13 protein-coding genes are annotated in these 16,288 nt (G+C 40.0%); 5 read left to right on the top strand and 8 right to left on the bottom strand.

Features of this window, described 5'->3' with window-relative positions; all coding sequences use genetic code 11:
• The first annotated feature begins 34 nt into the window (after positions 1-34).
• On the top strand, positions 35-919 hold the full coding sequence (locus EHQ64_RS12125; RefSeq protein ID WP_135649744.1) for an alpha/beta fold hydrolase: 885 nt from the start codon (positions 35-37) through the stop codon (positions 917-919).
• A 6-nt stretch (positions 920-925) separates the two neighbouring features.
• On the opposite strand, the gene EHQ64_RS12120 is transcribed toward EHQ64_RS12125, so the two are convergent.
• The 4 genes from EHQ64_RS12120 to EHQ64_RS12105 all read right to left on the bottom strand — a co-directional run bounded on the left by EHQ64_RS12120 (position 926) and on the right by EHQ64_RS12105 (position 5,977).
• Positions 926-2,596, bottom strand: coding sequence for a DUF6055 domain-containing protein (locus tag EHQ64_RS12120; RefSeq protein ID WP_135649743.1), 1,671 nt, complete (start codon positions 2,594-2,596; stop codon positions 926-928).
• Positions 2,597-2,633: 37 nt separating this feature from the next.
• Entirely contained in the window at positions 2,634-4,589 is a 1,956-nt protein-coding gene (locus EHQ64_RS12115; RefSeq protein WP_135649742.1) for a CASTOR/POLLUX-related putative ion channel, read from the bottom strand.
• A 70-nt stretch (positions 4,590-4,659) separates the two neighbouring features.
• Positions 4,660-5,232, bottom strand: coding sequence for a hypothetical protein (locus EHQ64_RS12110; protein ID WP_167882397.1), 573 nt, complete (start codon positions 5,230-5,232; stop codon positions 4,660-4,662).
• Positions 5,233-5,365: 133 nt separating this feature from the next.
• Positions 5,366-5,977 carry a TetR/AcrR family transcriptional regulator gene (locus EHQ64_RS12105; protein ID WP_135649740.1) on the bottom strand — a complete coding sequence of 204 codons (612 nt, stop codon included), beginning with the start codon at positions 5,975-5,977 and terminating at the stop codon, positions 5,366-5,368.
• 154 nt (positions 5,978-6,131) lie between these two features.
• Here EHQ64_RS12105 and EHQ64_RS12100 point away from each other — a divergent pair, with 154 nt between their 5' ends.
• Complete coding sequence (locus tag EHQ64_RS12100; RefSeq protein WP_135649739.1) at positions 6,132-7,007, top strand: thioesterase family protein; 876 nt, start codon at positions 6,132-6,134, stop codon at positions 7,005-7,007.
• Positions 7,008-7,059: 52 nt separating this feature from the next.
• Positions 7,060-8,385, top strand: coding sequence for a thiolase family protein (locus EHQ64_RS12095; protein ID WP_135649738.1), 1,326 nt, complete (start codon positions 7,060-7,062; stop codon positions 8,383-8,385).
• Positions 8,386-8,558: 173 nt separating this feature from the next.
• On the opposite strand, the gene EHQ64_RS12090 is transcribed toward EHQ64_RS12095, so the two are convergent.
• Entirely contained in the window at positions 8,559-9,455 is an 897-nt protein-coding gene (locus tag EHQ64_RS12090; RefSeq protein WP_135649737.1) for a bile acid:sodium symporter family protein, read from the bottom strand.
• Positions 9,456-9,477: 22 nt separating this feature from the next.
• The gene (locus EHQ64_RS12085) at positions 9,478-11,733 is read right to left on the bottom strand and encodes a PP2C family protein-serine/threonine phosphatase (protein ID WP_135649736.1); all 2,256 of its coding nucleotides are present in this window, start codon (positions 11,731-11,733) and stop codon (positions 9,478-9,480) included.
• Positions 11,734-12,078: 345 nt separating this feature from the next.
• Here EHQ64_RS12085 and EHQ64_RS12080 point away from each other — a divergent pair, with 345 nt between their 5' ends.
• Positions 12,079-13,161 carry a hypothetical protein gene (locus tag EHQ64_RS12080; protein WP_135649735.1) on the top strand — a complete coding sequence of 361 codons (1,083 nt, stop codon included), beginning with the start codon at positions 12,079-12,081 and terminating at the stop codon, positions 13,159-13,161.
• 77 nt (positions 13,162-13,238) lie between these two features.
• Here the strand turns inward: EHQ64_RS12080 and EHQ64_RS12075 are convergent, their stop codons facing one another.
• Complete coding sequence (locus EHQ64_RS12075) at positions 13,239-13,823, bottom strand: hypothetical protein (protein ID WP_135649734.1); 585 nt, start codon at positions 13,821-13,823, stop codon at positions 13,239-13,241.
• A gap of 56 nt (positions 13,824-13,879) precedes the next feature.
• Entirely contained in the window at positions 13,880-14,701 is an 822-nt protein-coding gene (locus tag EHQ64_RS12070) for an extracellular medium-chain-length polyhydroxyalkanoate depolymerase (protein ID WP_135649733.1), read from the bottom strand.
• Between the two features lie 357 nt (positions 14,702-15,058).
• Between EHQ64_RS12070 and EHQ64_RS12065 the strand changes: the two genes are divergently transcribed.
• The gene (locus EHQ64_RS12065; RefSeq protein WP_135649732.1) at positions 15,059-16,108 is read left to right on the top strand and encodes a DUF3089 domain-containing protein; all 1,050 of its coding nucleotides are present in this window, start codon (positions 15,059-15,061) and stop codon (positions 16,106-16,108) included.
• Positions 16,109-16,288 lie beyond the last annotated feature (180 nt).

Raw genomic sequence — 16,288 nt, 5'->3', positions numbered from 1 at the left:
GTAGGGCGGGATTTCCGCCTGCGGCAGAATCCGAATGAAGAGAGATCATCTTACTTACCTTCCAGAAAAAGGCGATATTCGTCCTGTTATCGTCCAACATATAGCTGAGTTCTATTACCATTTCTATTACTTCTTTTGTCATATCTTCGGGATATTTATCGAATTACCTCATCATACGGAAGGATATAAGAGACCGATCGTATGTGTATCCGGATTTTTAGGAAGAGGTTTGGCTTGGGCATCGATGCGTAAGCATTTAATTTCCTTAGGTCACCCTGTTTACGTTGTTCCTCTCGGATTCCAAACCGGAAATATCCGTAAAAAAAGTAAGGTCTTAGAAAACTTCCTCGTAGAGAAAGATATCAAGGACTGTTATTTGATCTGCCATTCTATGGGTGGGCTTATTGCTGCAGGTTTAAGTTATAAAGGAAGAGACCGAGTTCGTAAAATTTTCACCGTAGGATCTCCAATCCACGGAACATACATGGCGTATCTCGCGCCGATCTTTCCTTGTACATGGCAGATGATGCCTGGCTCTAAACTTGTGCAAGAAGTCATCGAAACTTATTCAAAATTCCATAATGTTCAAGCGGTGTTTACTAAGGGAGATGGTATCGTTCGTCCTTGGGAAAGCGCTACACTCGGACATTTTGACGATGTAGAAATCCCTGAATACGGTCATTTGAATTTATATTTGGGGCCTCTGGGAATAGAATGTTTAGGTTCTTTAGTAACTTCAGAAGAGAAAAAAGATCCTCTTCCGATTAAACAAAAACCCGCAGCAAAAGAAGAAACAAAGAAAGAAGCAGCAGCTCCTGCTTCTAAAAAATCTTCCACAAAAAAAGCTACGGTCAAAAAAACTTCTCCAGCAAAGAAAAAGGCCGCTCCTAAAAAAGCAAAACCTAAGAAAAAACGCTGATACGAATTATTTCGGTGGAAAATACGTGAGTGTTTTACCGCCGGAGTCCCATTTTCTTGTTCCATTCCCCCAAACGGTAATCGAAACTTTTTCAGAAGTGAAACCAGTTGTTCCGTCCGGAAAAACATTCACTTGGTATTTCGGGGTTTCTATCCTATACGTCCCATTCTTAAAGAGAAAAACTCTTTCTTTTCTCGGAGATTGATATACACCTTCCGTTTTACCTTTCAGAAAATCCATCCGTAATGCAAAAATTTGGTGAATGTCCGGAATGGAAGAAGTTTCTGTTAGATTTACCAAATCAGTTAGAGTGTCCGGTTTAAATGAAGAAGCTTCCGAAGAAGTATAAGGAATTGTTAATGTTCCTTCAATTTCCCATTGCAAAAATTTAGAAGGAAGATCCTTTCCTTCCGATTCCAGATAATTGGAAAGATCGGATTGTAATTTTCCAGAATTCGAGCTTATGCTGGATTTTAAGGCAGAATCGATACTTTCTCCTTCGCAGGTTTTGTCCCAGATCTCTTTTATTTTGGAATTTCCGTATTTTTGGGAAATAAAATCTAAAGCAAGAAAGCCGACTAAGTATGGATTAGATTTTTCCAAGCTGATCCTATTTTTTTGCACAATAAAGTTTTCATAATATTCTCTATATTTTGTGCCTTTAAACTTAGGCCAACCATATTGAGCTATAAATTCGGCATGCCCTTCTACGAGCCAGGAAGGTTGGGAAATCGGAGGTAGTTTCTCTTTTCCTATCCTTAGATTCTCACACCTGATCTGTTGCATATGATGAGTGATTTCATGGTAAACCATATAAACGGGTTGATTGGAATATTGGTGTTTTCTGATCTCCGGATCCTGATCTTCTTTAAATATATCTTTTTCGGGAGTGAGGTCACAGAAACTAATTCCGTAAATCCCTCCTCTTCCTCCAGTGCAGGTTGCTCCCGCAAGATTATTAAAATCTCGGAATGCCTTTGTATCATGGAAGAAGGCGACTAAAATTTTAGAAGAGGGGATCAGTTCAAAATCCTTCTCCGCCTTTTTGAAAAAATCTGTAGTAGTCTTAGATTCGGTAAACGCATGAATAAAAAGAGAATCTCTCGGATCGAACTGAAAATCGAATCGATCTTTCTGTTCCGAAATTTTACCGTATCTTCCCGGTTTATAAAATCGAAAGTAAGTTTTTTCATTCGGATGATTGTATAGATATTCCAGTTTCCCTGAGACTTCATGAAAGGCTGCAGCGATCTGAGAGCCGTCCGGAAATGTATAAACTTTTTCAGATTGGCAGCCTGGACATTTTTTAGGGAAAGAATAGATCTTAGTGTTTTCTTTGTCGAGCCCCCATTCATCCGAAGATCTGCGTATGAAAATATATCCGTCTTTCAGATCCCATCTATAAAATCCTGGACTCCATTGATATACCGCTCCTCCGTCCGGACCTAAATAATGTCCGGCAGCATTCGGAATTTTTAATGCAAAGTCTTGTTCAGCCGGGAAAGGAATATTTTGTAATTCTTCCCAAGTTGTAGGAGCAGTATTTAAAGAAGGAAGTTTGAACTTGGGTAGATCCGATCCATTATTAAGGTTTAATTTCCGGACCTGCTCCTGAGCAAAAAATGCGGAAACGAATAAGAGAAAAAAGAACGAAAATCTAAAAGTTTTGGAGAACAATGTAAACCTCTCTTTTATATAAGAACGGACGAAAAGGTCAGGACTGATCTTCCGACAAAACGATCAAAGAATCGGATTCTGTAAGTGTAAAAGTTTTGGATTTATCCGGGATCAGATAAACACCGTAACCTTTGGATTCATCCGTTTCTTCGGAAGAGACGCGGATCCCAAAACAAGTCTCCTTTCTTTGGAAGGCTGCCTGCATACAATCCGCAAAATTGATCGTTTGGGGAAGTTTATCGAAATATAGAAATGCAGGTTTGAGATAAATCTCGCTTCCATCCGGATGGAATAAACTTTCGTAAACTCTCATTACGTCCGGCTCTTGGGAAACCTGGGCCATCATTTTAGAAACGAATTGATTGGAGATCAGGAAATCTTTTACACCGGTTTCCAAAACTAGTTCGGTGTTTTCGGAATTCATGATCTCAGTAATCAATTGTGTTTCAATCTTCTTACCGCGATCCGCAGATCTTTTTTTAAAGTATTGGCGGAATCTAAGAAGTAAAGAGATAGTCCTTGCATCTACTTCTTCTATGTTCTCTCTTTCTTCGGCCAAGAATATTACGGAATCATACTGCTCGGGTGAAATTTTCTCCAAAATACCTTCTTGTGAAAGATTTGCAATAAAGGATCTTAATCTGATATGAGGATATTTACTTCTTAGTTTCCCCATTGCCGACTTGATCTCGTCGTTTGCTTCTCCGATCAAAAGATCGATCATTGAGTCCGGTGAAGAAAATTTTGCGTATTCGTCTACGATCATTCTACTTTTAGAATTCCAACCTATGATCAATTGTTTATCGATCGGTTTGGAAAGTGTAGTAGCTGAATGGGAATCATAATCAGAAAAAGCGACGGGCTTTTCCTCGAATTTGATCTTAGAATCGTCTTCCGAGAGAATGATCGCGTATTCTTCCTGTTCCGGAAAATAATTCGGATGAGGATTTAAAATGATCTCTCCGTTCCGTTTTCTAAAACCTAGTGGGATCGATTCTTTAAATCTAAAGGAAATTTCGGAAAAGTTTAGACCCTTCCAACCTGTTTTCGACTTATAAAAATAGATCTCATTTCCTTCGAATCCTACTAAATTGGAATAAACGATCGCGAGACCTGAAGTTCTGGAGGTTTGGACCAGAAGTTTAGAAAGAATACTTCTTTCATCCATTACTTGTACTGATTCAGAAAGTTCCGAAGCAATATTCCGATTTTCTAAAGCATGTAATTCTACGACCACCGGAGGAAGTGACGATTCTCCGTTTAAAGCGACTAATGCCATGATCGACTTTAGGACCTTGGCATCTCCGATAGATTTTTCTTCTTCAGAAGTTTCTGATCCTGCCGGATTCAGGATAATGATACTTCCCGCTTTGGAAGCATTCACTTTTTTTAAAGAATGAAGATGAGAAGGGAGCCCGGATCTGGTAATGATCTTAGTCGTTTTGGTATCAGGCAAACTTTCGGACAACGAATCATCCATTTCTTCCTTATCTAGATCTGCAAGGATCACGACTGCCTTTCCGGATTCGGATGAATTCGCTTCTATCAATTCTTTTAGGATCTCGATGGTCCTGATCCCGAAGCCTAAGATCAAAGTATGATCCGATTCTAATACTTCACTTTTTCCCTTACGCAGTTCTTGGATCTTCTGATCGAATTGATTCGTGATAAAAGCGACTAAACTAGAAAATAAAACCAATCCGGAAAATACGCTGAGTATACCTATGATCTTATTGAACCAGTTGGATTCTCCGTCTTCCGCCACAGCTCCTGCGTCGGAGATCTGTAAAAACACTCTCCACAAAAATTCACCCGAACCTTTTATGGATTCATCCGGGAAAATTATTCCTCCTACAATTCGGATGAATGATAGGATAAAGAATGCTCCCAGAAATAGGGTCATCAATGCCGCAAAAACCGAGCCTCCTCCCCTAGACATAAAATTATCGAAATGGTAACGGATCCTTTTTAAAAAGCCGGGTTTTTCCTTCATGAGGAGAGCAGACTGGAAAATTAATTATTTATTTCCAGCGGAAAAAATGGGAGATAGGAAATTTATAGGATTAAACCCCGTTGGAACATTCGATCTGGCTGTAATTCGATCTAAAATTTCGGATCTTACCGGTGACGTTTATCGTATCTGAAAAATTCGATTTGTTCCGAAGTTGTCCTGTAACTGTTCCATATATTTCGGAATCATCTCCACTTCCGGAATTCACGGTTTGTTCCAATTGAAAACTGTCATCGTAGTTTTCATATACATTCCCAAGATTATCCGTGAATTTAAAGATTAAACCTTTGCTGAATACCATAATGCCGGAATCAGAAAAAGTCTCCAAATGCAAAAACTCTGAAGAACTTGATCTCCAGTTTTGGAGGGCCGGAGCAGGTTCTCCTTCTGAATTATAGTATGGATATTTTAAGGAGTTTTGGGTATATAATTGGACCGGATTGGAATTTATATCCAGATCAGCTCTACAATTAGGACAGGAAGTATTATATAATTTGAAAGCTAAACATAAGGGATTATATCCGTCAGTACTGGCTCCATCTTGATCTATAAAATCGAATGGAATCAGTTTGCATTGAAAAATAAGTAAAGATGCAAGAACCCCAAGAAAGATCTTCTTTTTCAATCCATCCATATAAGAATAAATAACGTTATTCTCACTTTCAGACACAAATTTTGAAAAATTTGAAAGAACATATGGGCATATCTCCAAAATGAGATACGCTTGTTTTTATAGGAAAAATCGGATCGAAAGAGTTTTACTTCGCAGTATAGTCTTCGAAAATTTCTCGAAGGCTATCTTCCATTTCTCTGATATAACGTAGATCCTTTGTCATTCTCCAAAGAGTAATGGAGCCATGATATGCCATTAATACTCTTCTGGAAACGTATTGAATATCCATCGTTCTCGAAAATTGGCCGGAAGCAACCGCTCTACTCAGATAATCACGGATCATCTTAGTCCATTTCTCCGCGATCCCTTTAAGGAATTCGGTATATTCCGGATCCGCATCCATGACCTGATTTGCAAAACCGGCAAACGGATCTCCGAAAAATTCATGATGTCTGATCTGTCTTTCTTTCAGGATTACCCAAGCACGTAGGAACTCCTGCACTTCAGGATATCTTTCCATGAGAGAACCAAGGTCGGAGAGAGTTTTTTCTTCCTGACGAGCAAGATAGGCGATGCCTAATTCTTTTTTAGAAGGGAAATGATCATAAAGACTGGCGGCTACAGATCCGGATTCCTGGATAATCTGTCTCATTCCGGTGTTTGAAAAGCCCTGTTTATAGAAAAGATCCGTCGCAGTATCCAGAATTCTTTCTCGGACGCTGGCCCCGGAATCTCTTTTTTTTCTCTGCGCTGTCATGTGCTTAAATACGTTATTTTTTCAGTATGAGCCTAAAAACCCCGTTTCGTCAATAGAATTTGGGTTTAGCGTATAAAAAACCAGAACGAACGTTCTGTATTTTTTTATTGCCCACATTTCCCAGGGGTCTAAGCTAGTGTCAGGACGGTTCAAAATGTCTGTAACGGAAAAAGAACGAGTCAGAACCAGATTTTCGGATCTAGATACCCAAAGACATACCACTAGCAGAACGTACGAAGACTCCTGTTTGGGAGATAGATACAGAGTGTTAGAGGATGCCGGTTATTCTTGGAAAAGAATGATCGATGAATCAGTCCGATTACAAACTATCTCTGCAGATATTCGATTTTTAGCTCAACAGATGGAAAACATCGAACTGTCAGTTAAGACAACCGTTCTTTCCGGACAAGACGGGCTACTTTCTTTTTCGCAAGAAGTTTTGGACCCGAACGGTAAAGTGGCTGCTGAGATCAAAACCTTAGCAAGAACAGAGAGAGATGGAAAACCTTTCCAACTCATTTCGGCCCAAGCGGATTCCCAAGAACTTATTTCATCCTACGAAATCATCTCACCATTTTCAGGATCCTGTGATCGTACACTTGCGGAAAGGGATCTATTCTATTGTGAACGAAATCCGTTCGGAGATTATAATCCTTCTCATTATTGGAGACTTTTGGAAGAAGGTCGTTGGAATTTTACTGCGGAATGCGGACTTACCTTAGAAGATTTAGTCGCCATGGACACCACACTTTTCTATATGGGTGGAAAGATCCGCTATCGTAAGCCTCTACTTGCAGGAAGAAAAGCGAAAGTGAAAACTTGGATCCATAGCTTCGACAAAATTTGGAGCAGAATGAGACAAGAGCTCAGCGACTCTGAAACAGGAGAAATTCTCGCAGAGTCCATGGATGATCTACTTGTGGTCTCAGTTAGTAAGTCCAGGCCTAAAAAGCCCGGAGAAGATCTATTAAAAGTATTCGCTAAAGTCACTGAGTTCCCTGAAGGAGAACCAAAAGGCGGCGCAAAATGAAATATTATCTTATTTTAATGAATGTACCAAATAAAAGGTCTGGAGAAAGACAATGAAACTCGATAAAAAATTGGCGATTTGTACGCCAAGAAGAACTCCCTTCGCTCAAATTGCGAAAGCTTTAGGACCCTATCCCGGCCATCACCTAGGTCGTATAGTGGCTGAAGATATTATTGCAAGAAGCGGTGTTAAAAAAGATCAAATCGACGGAATCGTAGTTGGCGAAGGATTTTCTAACGCACCTAACTCCGCGAGAGTAATCGCTAACCTGATCGGACTCAGAGACGAAGTTCCTTCGATCACAGTTTCTAATAACTGCGTATCGGGTATCGAAGCTCTTTCCGAAGCTGCTCGCCGTATCGTACTCGGAGAAGGAGAACTTTTCTTAGTAATCGGAGAAGAATCCCAAACTTCTATGCCTTTCGTTGTTAAAAATGCACGTTTGAACAAAAAAGCGGGATCCTTAGACAAACTGAAAAAACTTCTTCCTGACAATCTTCCAGAAGGTGTTGAGTTAAGAGACACACTTGAAGACGGACTCGGCGACGGAGAAACTTCTTACGGAATGCAAGTAACTGCTGAGATCTTAGCTCAGAACTACGAACTTTCTCGCGAGATCACTGACAAACTCGCTTTCGAATCTTTCAAAAGAGCATTAGAAGCTTCTAAACAAGGAAGATACGCTCCTTATATCATCCCTATGAAAGATGAAGACGGAACTGAACTTACTATTGATGAGGCTGTTGGACTTCGCGAAGGTTTGGTAGAAAACCCAAGCCGTATGGGAAGAGCGATGCTTCTATTCGATAACCCTCAAATGAAATTTGATGAGTTTAAAACTAAATATGCTAAGTATTTAGAAAAAACTCATGGCCCAACTGTTTCTATCTTCAACGCGAGCCCTCGTTCTGATGGAGCTGCCGGTGTGATCTTAACTACAGTTGAAAAAGCGAAAGCTCTTGGCTTAAAGATCGAAGCAGTTCTTTCCGGATGGAAAATGAAAGGTGTGGATCCTAACCTAATGGGAATCGGACAAGCTTATGCTACCGAAGGATTACTCGCTGACACCGGAGTAAAGATCGAAGACGTAGACTACGTTGAAATTCACGAAGCATTTGCGGCTACTGCAGTTGCAGCTCTAGTTCAAATCGAAAAAGATACCGGTTGGAAATGGGAGCAAAAGTTCGACGAGAAAAAGATCAATCCTAACGGAGGATCTATCGCGATCGGACACCCATTCGGAGCAACTGGAATTCGCTTAGTTGAAAACGCGATCATGGACCTTAACGAAGATTCTAAAGCTAAAAAAGTGGTTATCACCGCTTGTGCTCACGGTGGAATTGCCGGAGCAATGTTGATCGAAAGATTCGAAGGTTAATTATCCTTTTTTAATATAGGATGGAAGCCCGAAGGAGGAAACTTCTTCGGGCTTTTTTATTTTTGGGCGTTCCCCAAGCTTACGCTTGGGCCGGGCTTTTCGCAGCTCGCGGATTCCCGCTCGTCCGCAAAGCGGACCGCTTCGCGGCTGCTACAATCCCTAACGCGGATCCTTCAACTTACACTTTCCAAAGAAGGTTGGTCCAAGATGGATTTTCTGTTCTTCAGAATGAATAAGCCGAAAACAAAAGCGGTAACAAACATCAAAAGACTATATGTGATCGGAACTATAGTCATCGTAGGAACTTGTAAAATAGTCCCGGTTACTAAAAGAGCAGTCGTTCCATTTTGGATCCCTAACTCGAATGCGATTGTAACAGCCTGAGTTCTACTGAGTCTTAATAACATTCCGAGTAGAAATCCTAAACTTATACAAATACAATTCATAGTTAAAGCCGCAGTCCCGCTTTGGGCGAAAAATCCCCACATCTTATCCCAATTTTGTCTGACCAAACCTGCGATGATCGCAAAGAGAATGACCATCGAAAAAACTTTGACCGGTTTCTCGCAAGCGACGGCAAACTTAGGAAAATAATTCTTCACTAACATTCCGATCCCGACAGGAAGAACTGTGATCACAAAGAGTTGCAGTATGGTTTTCAGAATAGAAAGATCTATCGTTTTACCTTCTCCCATAAAATAAACCATTGAGTAATAGGTTAAGAATGGAAGTGTAAACGGTTTAATGACGCTGATTAGTGCTGTCAGAGTCACAGATAGCGCAACATCTCCCTTAAACAAATAAGAATACATGTTCGAAGTCGGGCCCGATGGACAACAAGACAGGACCATTAAGCCTACCGCGAGTAAAGGTTCCAATTGAAATAAATTGGCCACCATAAAACCTAGAACAGGTAAGAGTAAAAGTTGAGCTAAAAGACCGATAAGAACCGCTTTAGGAAATAAAGCGACTCTCGCGAAATCTTTTACGGTCAAAGATAATCCCATCCCGAACATGATAATAAAAAGTGAAATCGGAAGAACTATCTCCAATAATAATCCACTTTGCATTTTTCTTTCTCCTTAATATTTTTTAATTCCATTCATTCGTAACGAGGTTGGAAGATTTTCCGTTCGTTCGATTTATTTCGTTCGAGATCGAATACTCTATCTTCAAAAAGGAAATATCGTCCGTTAAAAATTCTTCTACGTTTCTGTAGATCTGATCCAGATCTCCTTTTGTTTCCTCTATTCTGGTTAAGAATGCTTCTTGGTTTTCATTGATCTCTTTGGTTCCGTCTTCTCTCCGTCCGAGGATCAGATCGTCTTTTCCATCCGAGCCTATGAATAAACAATCTCCCGGTTTGAGTTGGAAGGACTGAACCGTAAATGTGGAGGAAGGATCGAATGGAAGTCCTATCCGACCGAAAAAATGTTTTGTAGGGATAAGATTCGCTTTTCCATTTCTGTACAAGATCGGAGATGGATGTTCCGCATTGACTAAATATGTTTTGCCTGTGGATTCTTCGATTACGCCGATGATCGCAGTGACGAGCATGCTTCCTTCGAAAATTTCGAATACTTTAGAAAGTTCTAAAAAAGCTGCTCTCAACCATCTTTGTGGAGTGAGCTCTATCGTCTTATCTTCGAAAAGCCTACTTCTATTTAGAATGGATCCGAAAACCGAGCCGAGTACGATAGCACCTCCTGCACCTTGTATGGATTTTCCCATTGCATCTGCGTTGATAAAAACGCTACAATTTGCTCCGCCTATTTTAAGATTCGCGGACATACAGATATCTCCGCCGATCTCGTGATTCTGCTCTTTGAAGACGAACTGTTTTTTTTGTCTGGTAAATGCTTCAACAATCACTTTTCCGTTTTTGGATTGTTGGATTCCGAAAGGTTTTAATAGAAGAGAAGTGAGAAAATAATCTCCCTGTTGTTGTTCCAACAGTTTTGTAAGTTGAGAGGTCCTATCTTTTACCTGGTCTTCTAAAGTATCCGCATAAACAGAAAGAGCAGTTCTTGCCTCCCGAATAGAACTGACCATCCCATTGAATGATCCAGTCAAGAATCCGATCTCGTCTTGGATACGGACCTGGATTTGTGTGCTCAGATCTCCCTGATTTACTTTGCCTATACCATCTAATAAATTTTTAAGAGGATTCCAAATCGCTCCTTTAAAAAAGATCCTAAAACCCAAAAGTACTATGAGTACAGTGCTGAATAAAACGATAAAATAAGGCCAGACAGCTTGGTGTAGGAACTCTCTATATTCTTTGTAAGAATATGCGGTTTCGTATTTAGAATTCGGATCTTGAAGGGAAAATCTATAAACGAGTGCCCTTGGAATTTGATCATTCTCTTCCGAAAAGAAACGGTCTACATCGGAAGGAAAAGAGGATTCGTAATAGCCGATGGATTGTCTTTCGAATTTTTTTCGATCATCTACTTGCTTCTTCTCATCCGAAAGATGAAATGAATAGAGTGAACTTTCGGGAACCTTCTTTAAGAAAATTGAATTCTCTGATTCTCTTAATTTTCCAAGATCAAAAGTATCTTCCTGTCTTCCGATGGATGCAAGGCCGATCCAATATAGGATCAGTAAGAATGTGCCTAAACAAATTCCGGTAATCCGATTTAAAAAACGGGTTTGGTCCGATGTCGTATTGATATACAATACTAATACCGTAAAACTTCCCGGGATCATAAAGAATGTATAAACGGTTAGGAAGGTTGCCCTTGATATTAGGCCTGCTCGACTCATTGAATTGGCGATCACAGGAGGAAAGATCAGCAAGATAAAAAAGAGAACAAATAGTCCCGTAAAACGATTTCCTTCTTTTCTGGAAATCCAACTTCTCCATATTCCGGTTATGATCATCAGGAAGGAGTAAAGAAATACTAAAACGCCTAAGATCTTATTTTCTAAAGGAACGGAAAAAGTCCAAATTTGCTCCGTAAAATCGAAAATAGGAGTTTTGTTTAATGTGCTAAAAATATAATATATAGAAAAACAAAACCACAGAAGTAGTTGAGAAGAGAAAAAGTATTTGGAAAAATTCTCTTTTATAGGATCCGGATAATTGAAGAAAAATTGTCCCATGCAGGAAAAGGCTGGGATGACTGCGAGTATCAACCATCTATGATATGCCGCGTACGTTGAATCTATACTATACGCGATGAAAAATGCGAATGCGTGGATTGATAAAAGAAAAAATGCCGCAGCCAAATAAGAGCTAGATTTAGATCGGTCTCGAATACCGAATAAAAAAATTCCGAGCACCGTAGTAAACACACAGACGATCGAGGATCCGAAAGAGAAAAAAGTTAGCTGCAAGCTCATAAAGCCCCCGAATACAATTAGCAGGAAATATGCCAAATGTAGTTCGGGCTTTCGGAAATCTTGGATTATAGATCCTTCTCGTATTTGCATTCGGATTGACGTTTAATTTATTTCGATCGTTTGGGAAAGTTTTAGATCGATTGTTTTCAATCAGTACGACAAAGAATAGTCGATCGATTTCAATCACTTGAAATTGATTTCGCTTATAAAGGCCGTTTCTACTTCGTTTTCAAATAGATCCGTATTCGTTTTTGCCTGGCACGAAAACTGCTTAAGTAGAATTGAATTCCGGAAACCGAAAATGGCTCCGGAAAGATTTCGTATAAAAAAACGAGGAGAATGTTAATGCGATACGGATGGAAAAGGAGACTTACGGGAATACTCATCCTCCTGTTTTTGATTCCCTTTGCGGTTCTGCCTATCTCTGCGGAAGATAAGGAAAAAGAAACAGCGGATCAAAATAAGGATAAGTGGAGAATTTTACTCGGAGCATTTGCGGGACAGTTCGATCTACAGTTGCAAACTAAATTACCTTTCAACTATGTGAACCCAAACTCGGGACAAAGAGAGATCCCTTCCTTAGGAAGAGCGAGTGGTTTGACCCAGAATGGAGCAATGGATCTAGGAGTGGAAGGGATCGGTCCTCAGAAAGGACTTCAGTTTATGATCTTAAGTGACTCATTGGTTTTCCAAGCTACCTATGCAAGAGTGGATGTGAATTTTCAACCACTTCGTAATCCTCCGGTTGGGGTGAACACTGCAGAAGGAAACGCAGGAGGTAATGTATACTCTACTAATTTGGACTACTACATGAATATAAGTCGTTATGTCCAACCGATGGTGGGTATCGGGTATGCAGCGTTCGGAGCCTACTATAAAGCTCGTAATGTTGTAGGAACTACTGTTGGAAACGGATTGTATGAATCTTTTCCTACAATTGATGCAGACGACGGATATAGTTCTGATGTAGGTAAAGCGGGACTTAGGATCAAATTACCGATCCAAAGTTGGTACATCACTCCTTACTTCCAATACGCTGGAAATGAATATCATATCAATGTAAGAACCACTGCAGGAACTGTTCAAAATAATGTGAACGGTTATCCTGCGGATCCGAATGGTATGTTGGATGCTTGGTACTACCAGGGTGTAGGTTCAGTCAGCACTGTTGACTCGATGACTCAAGTATCCAGGCAGGCGAGAAGTGCAGGGGTTGTTTTCTTCATGGATTATAAAAAATTCATCAGCCTTACGATCAACGCCAGAAGGAACTTTACACAGGCTGCTTGGAATGTCTCCGCAACCTTGTTGGTGTTCCTACATCCGAATATGGGGATCATGGCAAACTATGCCTACTCGGAACCTGAGATCCTATTTAGTTTTAATAGGTCCTGGGCAATTGGTCCGGTATTCACTACTACTTTTTAAAAGGCTAATCGGATAAAGGGAAAATAGAAAAGATAAAGGTCGATCCTTGGATCGACCCAAGCGTAAAATAAGACTGTCTATTTAGACTTTTGAGAAAGTTCCAAAATGGAACGATCTAAGGATTGTAACTCGGTTAAGAATTCTTTTCTTTGAGTCGCAGAAAGTTCTTCTTTAAACTTTTCGAATGTTTTGTTCAGGATCTCTCGGAGATCCTTTTTTTTTCTTAATTGAACAAGAATAAATTCTTCTTCCTCTAAGGGATCAAGCCCAGTAAAAGACTTCTTGTTTTCGAGATACTCCAGTTTTTCATGAAAAGACTTTGATTGAGTTGCAGAATGATGATCGGGGCGAAAAATATTCTCCCCTAGGGTATCGAAAATCTCCTTGGTTTTGAATAAAAAAGGAAATCCAGATAACTGAGTGAGTAGTAGAGAATTAGAAAGAAAATTTTCTCGTTTAGGAGAATCTAAATCTTCTTCTTCTCGGAACTCAAACTTTGATCTTTCATCTACCCATTCATTTTCTCTTACTTCCTCTTCAATCGGCTGAAAAGTTTCTGTCGGATCCGATCCGGATTGAAAAAATAGAAGGTAGGTGGCTATGATTATTGCGGGAAAAAATAAAACAAAAGGCAAAAAAGGGATTTTAAATAAGGATCTCATTTATCTCTCCAAAAAAAAGAATCCGGCGGGGATCACCGGATTCGAGTTGGAATTTACTAACGGTATTGGTTAAACCACGAATATATTTTTCCTGCGGATGCGGATACCCATTCATGTCCGGCTAAATAATCCGTATAACGATCCGTAGGAATTCCTTGGGATCTAAGTTTGTCATAATAAAGATCCATAGTCCACCAAGGAACCACCGCATCTAAAAACCCGTGCATAAAGAAAGTAGGTGGGTGATTAGAAGGGAGAGTTGGGACAATACAGATCGGTCCGCTACAAGTAGCATAAGAACCGGATTGTACTGCCAGAGCCTTAAATTCTCCAGGAAAAGAAACCGCCATACGACTCGTATTGTATCCGCCGCTGGAAATTCCTGTTGCGAATTTTTTATTCGAATTGATCGGACCAAAACTTCCGCTACGGATTGCTGCGAATAGATTATTTAAGAAAATATAATCTGCAGTTAATTCGTAGATTGTAGGAAGATTTGTTTCCCAGAAAAGATCGAGACCTGCATCCGGTGCAATCACTGCGAATCCGTTATCCAACATCTTTTCGATTACTTTAACTTCATAGTAACCGCCAAACGGTGCTCCTTGGGTTCTGGAAAATTGTACTGTGAAAAAAGATCCTTGGTACATTACCACAACCGGCCATCCTCCCGCAGGAGCTGTTCCTTCTGGAACCTGATATCTTACGTCCCTGAATATCCCGGGTCTAGCTTCGATTTTTTTTGTAGAGTAAGAGCAACTAGTCGTCTTGATCAATAAACCGGTTGTTTTACAACGAGCAGCTTCCACTTCTCCTGCACCTGCAAATAGGAATGCTCCTAACAGCAAAGGTATAAGCATTGTGATTCTCTTCAGCATTTTTGTCCTCCCCGGTCCAGAGTTTACTCGGGCCGGTAGACTTCCTAAAGCAAGACCCGTACCTAACGCAAAAAACGTTTTGTATATCTGTTGTTTTATAAAATGGATTCAGAATTTTGAATGTACAGGCTGAACGGTAATTTCCAAATTTTTGAAGTGATCATTTTCAATCGCTGAAAATTGCCAGATGATTGATTTCAATCGATTTTAATTCCGCAATTTCTCAAAAACCCGATTTAAGCTGCGAATTCCCTTGGGTTCCGATTTAAACAAACGGCACGGATATTGCTTTTGATTCACTATGTCTTTCCCGGAACAAAAATAATTTCAAACGGGAAGGGAGGAGATTTCTAACGTATGAGACTTTTCTTATATTCGTCCGCTTTGTTATGTGGACTTTTATTTTCAAACTGTACTGCGGTGTTTCTGTATTTGATCAAACCTTCCGGTCAATTTAGCGAAGAAACCTTGCCCCCAAATCCGGATTATTCTAAACAGGAATTTTGGGCGGCACTTCCTGATCTAAAAGATGATCCCGATCAAGTTCCAGCTTCCGGAGAGTTCAAGGACGAACAAAACATTGCAAAAGCGGATGTGTTCTTTGTTCATCCTACAACTTTTATAAAAGCGGATGGTTGGAATGCGAAAGCAGGAAGCAGTTTAATTGTCTACGGACTTTCACCTTTAAAGATGCAAGCATCCGTATTTAATGGATCCGCAAAAATATATGCTCCAAGATATAGACAAGCTGCTTTGTACTCCTTTATCGACGATTCAGGAAACGGAGAAAAAGCTTTTGAGATAGCAAGAAAAGACGTGCTCGCTGCTTTCGATTATTATCTAAAACATTATAATCAAGGAAGACCATTTTTTATTGCAGGCCATAGCCAAGGCTCGATGATGCTCGTTTCCGTATTAAGAGAATATTTGGATAAGAAAAAAAATCCGAATTTTGTTGCCGCATATCTTCCAGGTTGGGCGATACAAACATCCGATTTTGATAATCTGAAGGTTTGTAGGAACTCCAAAGATCTAGGATGTTATATCAGTTGGAATTCTAAAAAATGGGGATCCGAACTGACTGATTTTGCTCTTCCTCCGGAAAGATATGTAGGAGGAGTTTGTGTAAATCCAGTGAATTGGACTCCAAATAGCCCAGAGGTCCAAAAAGGATCTCATAAAGGTGGAATGGGGATCGAGTTTGCGAAAGTAGATCGCAATTATGTAAAAACTAAATGCCAAGGAGAAATGTTATGGGTCGACTTACCATCCGATCCGAATTACGAATCCAGAAGAGGAAATAAGAAAAATTATCATATCTCCGACTATGGATTATTCTACTTGGATATTCGAGAGAACATAAAAGAAAGATTGGAAGAATATTGGAGTAAAAAAGGAAAAAGATAAAGGCTATCACTTAAGCGGCGTTCTTATGACGCCGCAACAAAATCTAAATGTAGCTTGACCTTCCGCTCTAGAATGGTCTTTTAAAACCCTCTTTGTTTTCATGTATCTCCAGTTTCTAACCCTTTCTTTCTTAATCGCTGTCTTACTATGCATCTTGGGAGTCGTATACTGCCTCGGTGT

Source organism: Leptospira sarikeiensis (assembly GCF_004769615.1).
In the GTDB taxonomy this organism is placed as follows: Bacteria; Spirochaetota; Leptospiria; order Leptospirales; family Leptospiraceae; genus Leptospira_B; species Leptospira_B sarikeiensis.
The sequence above is the reverse complement of the archived record's forward strand: the minus strand, read 5'-3'. Positions and strand labels throughout refer to the sequence as shown.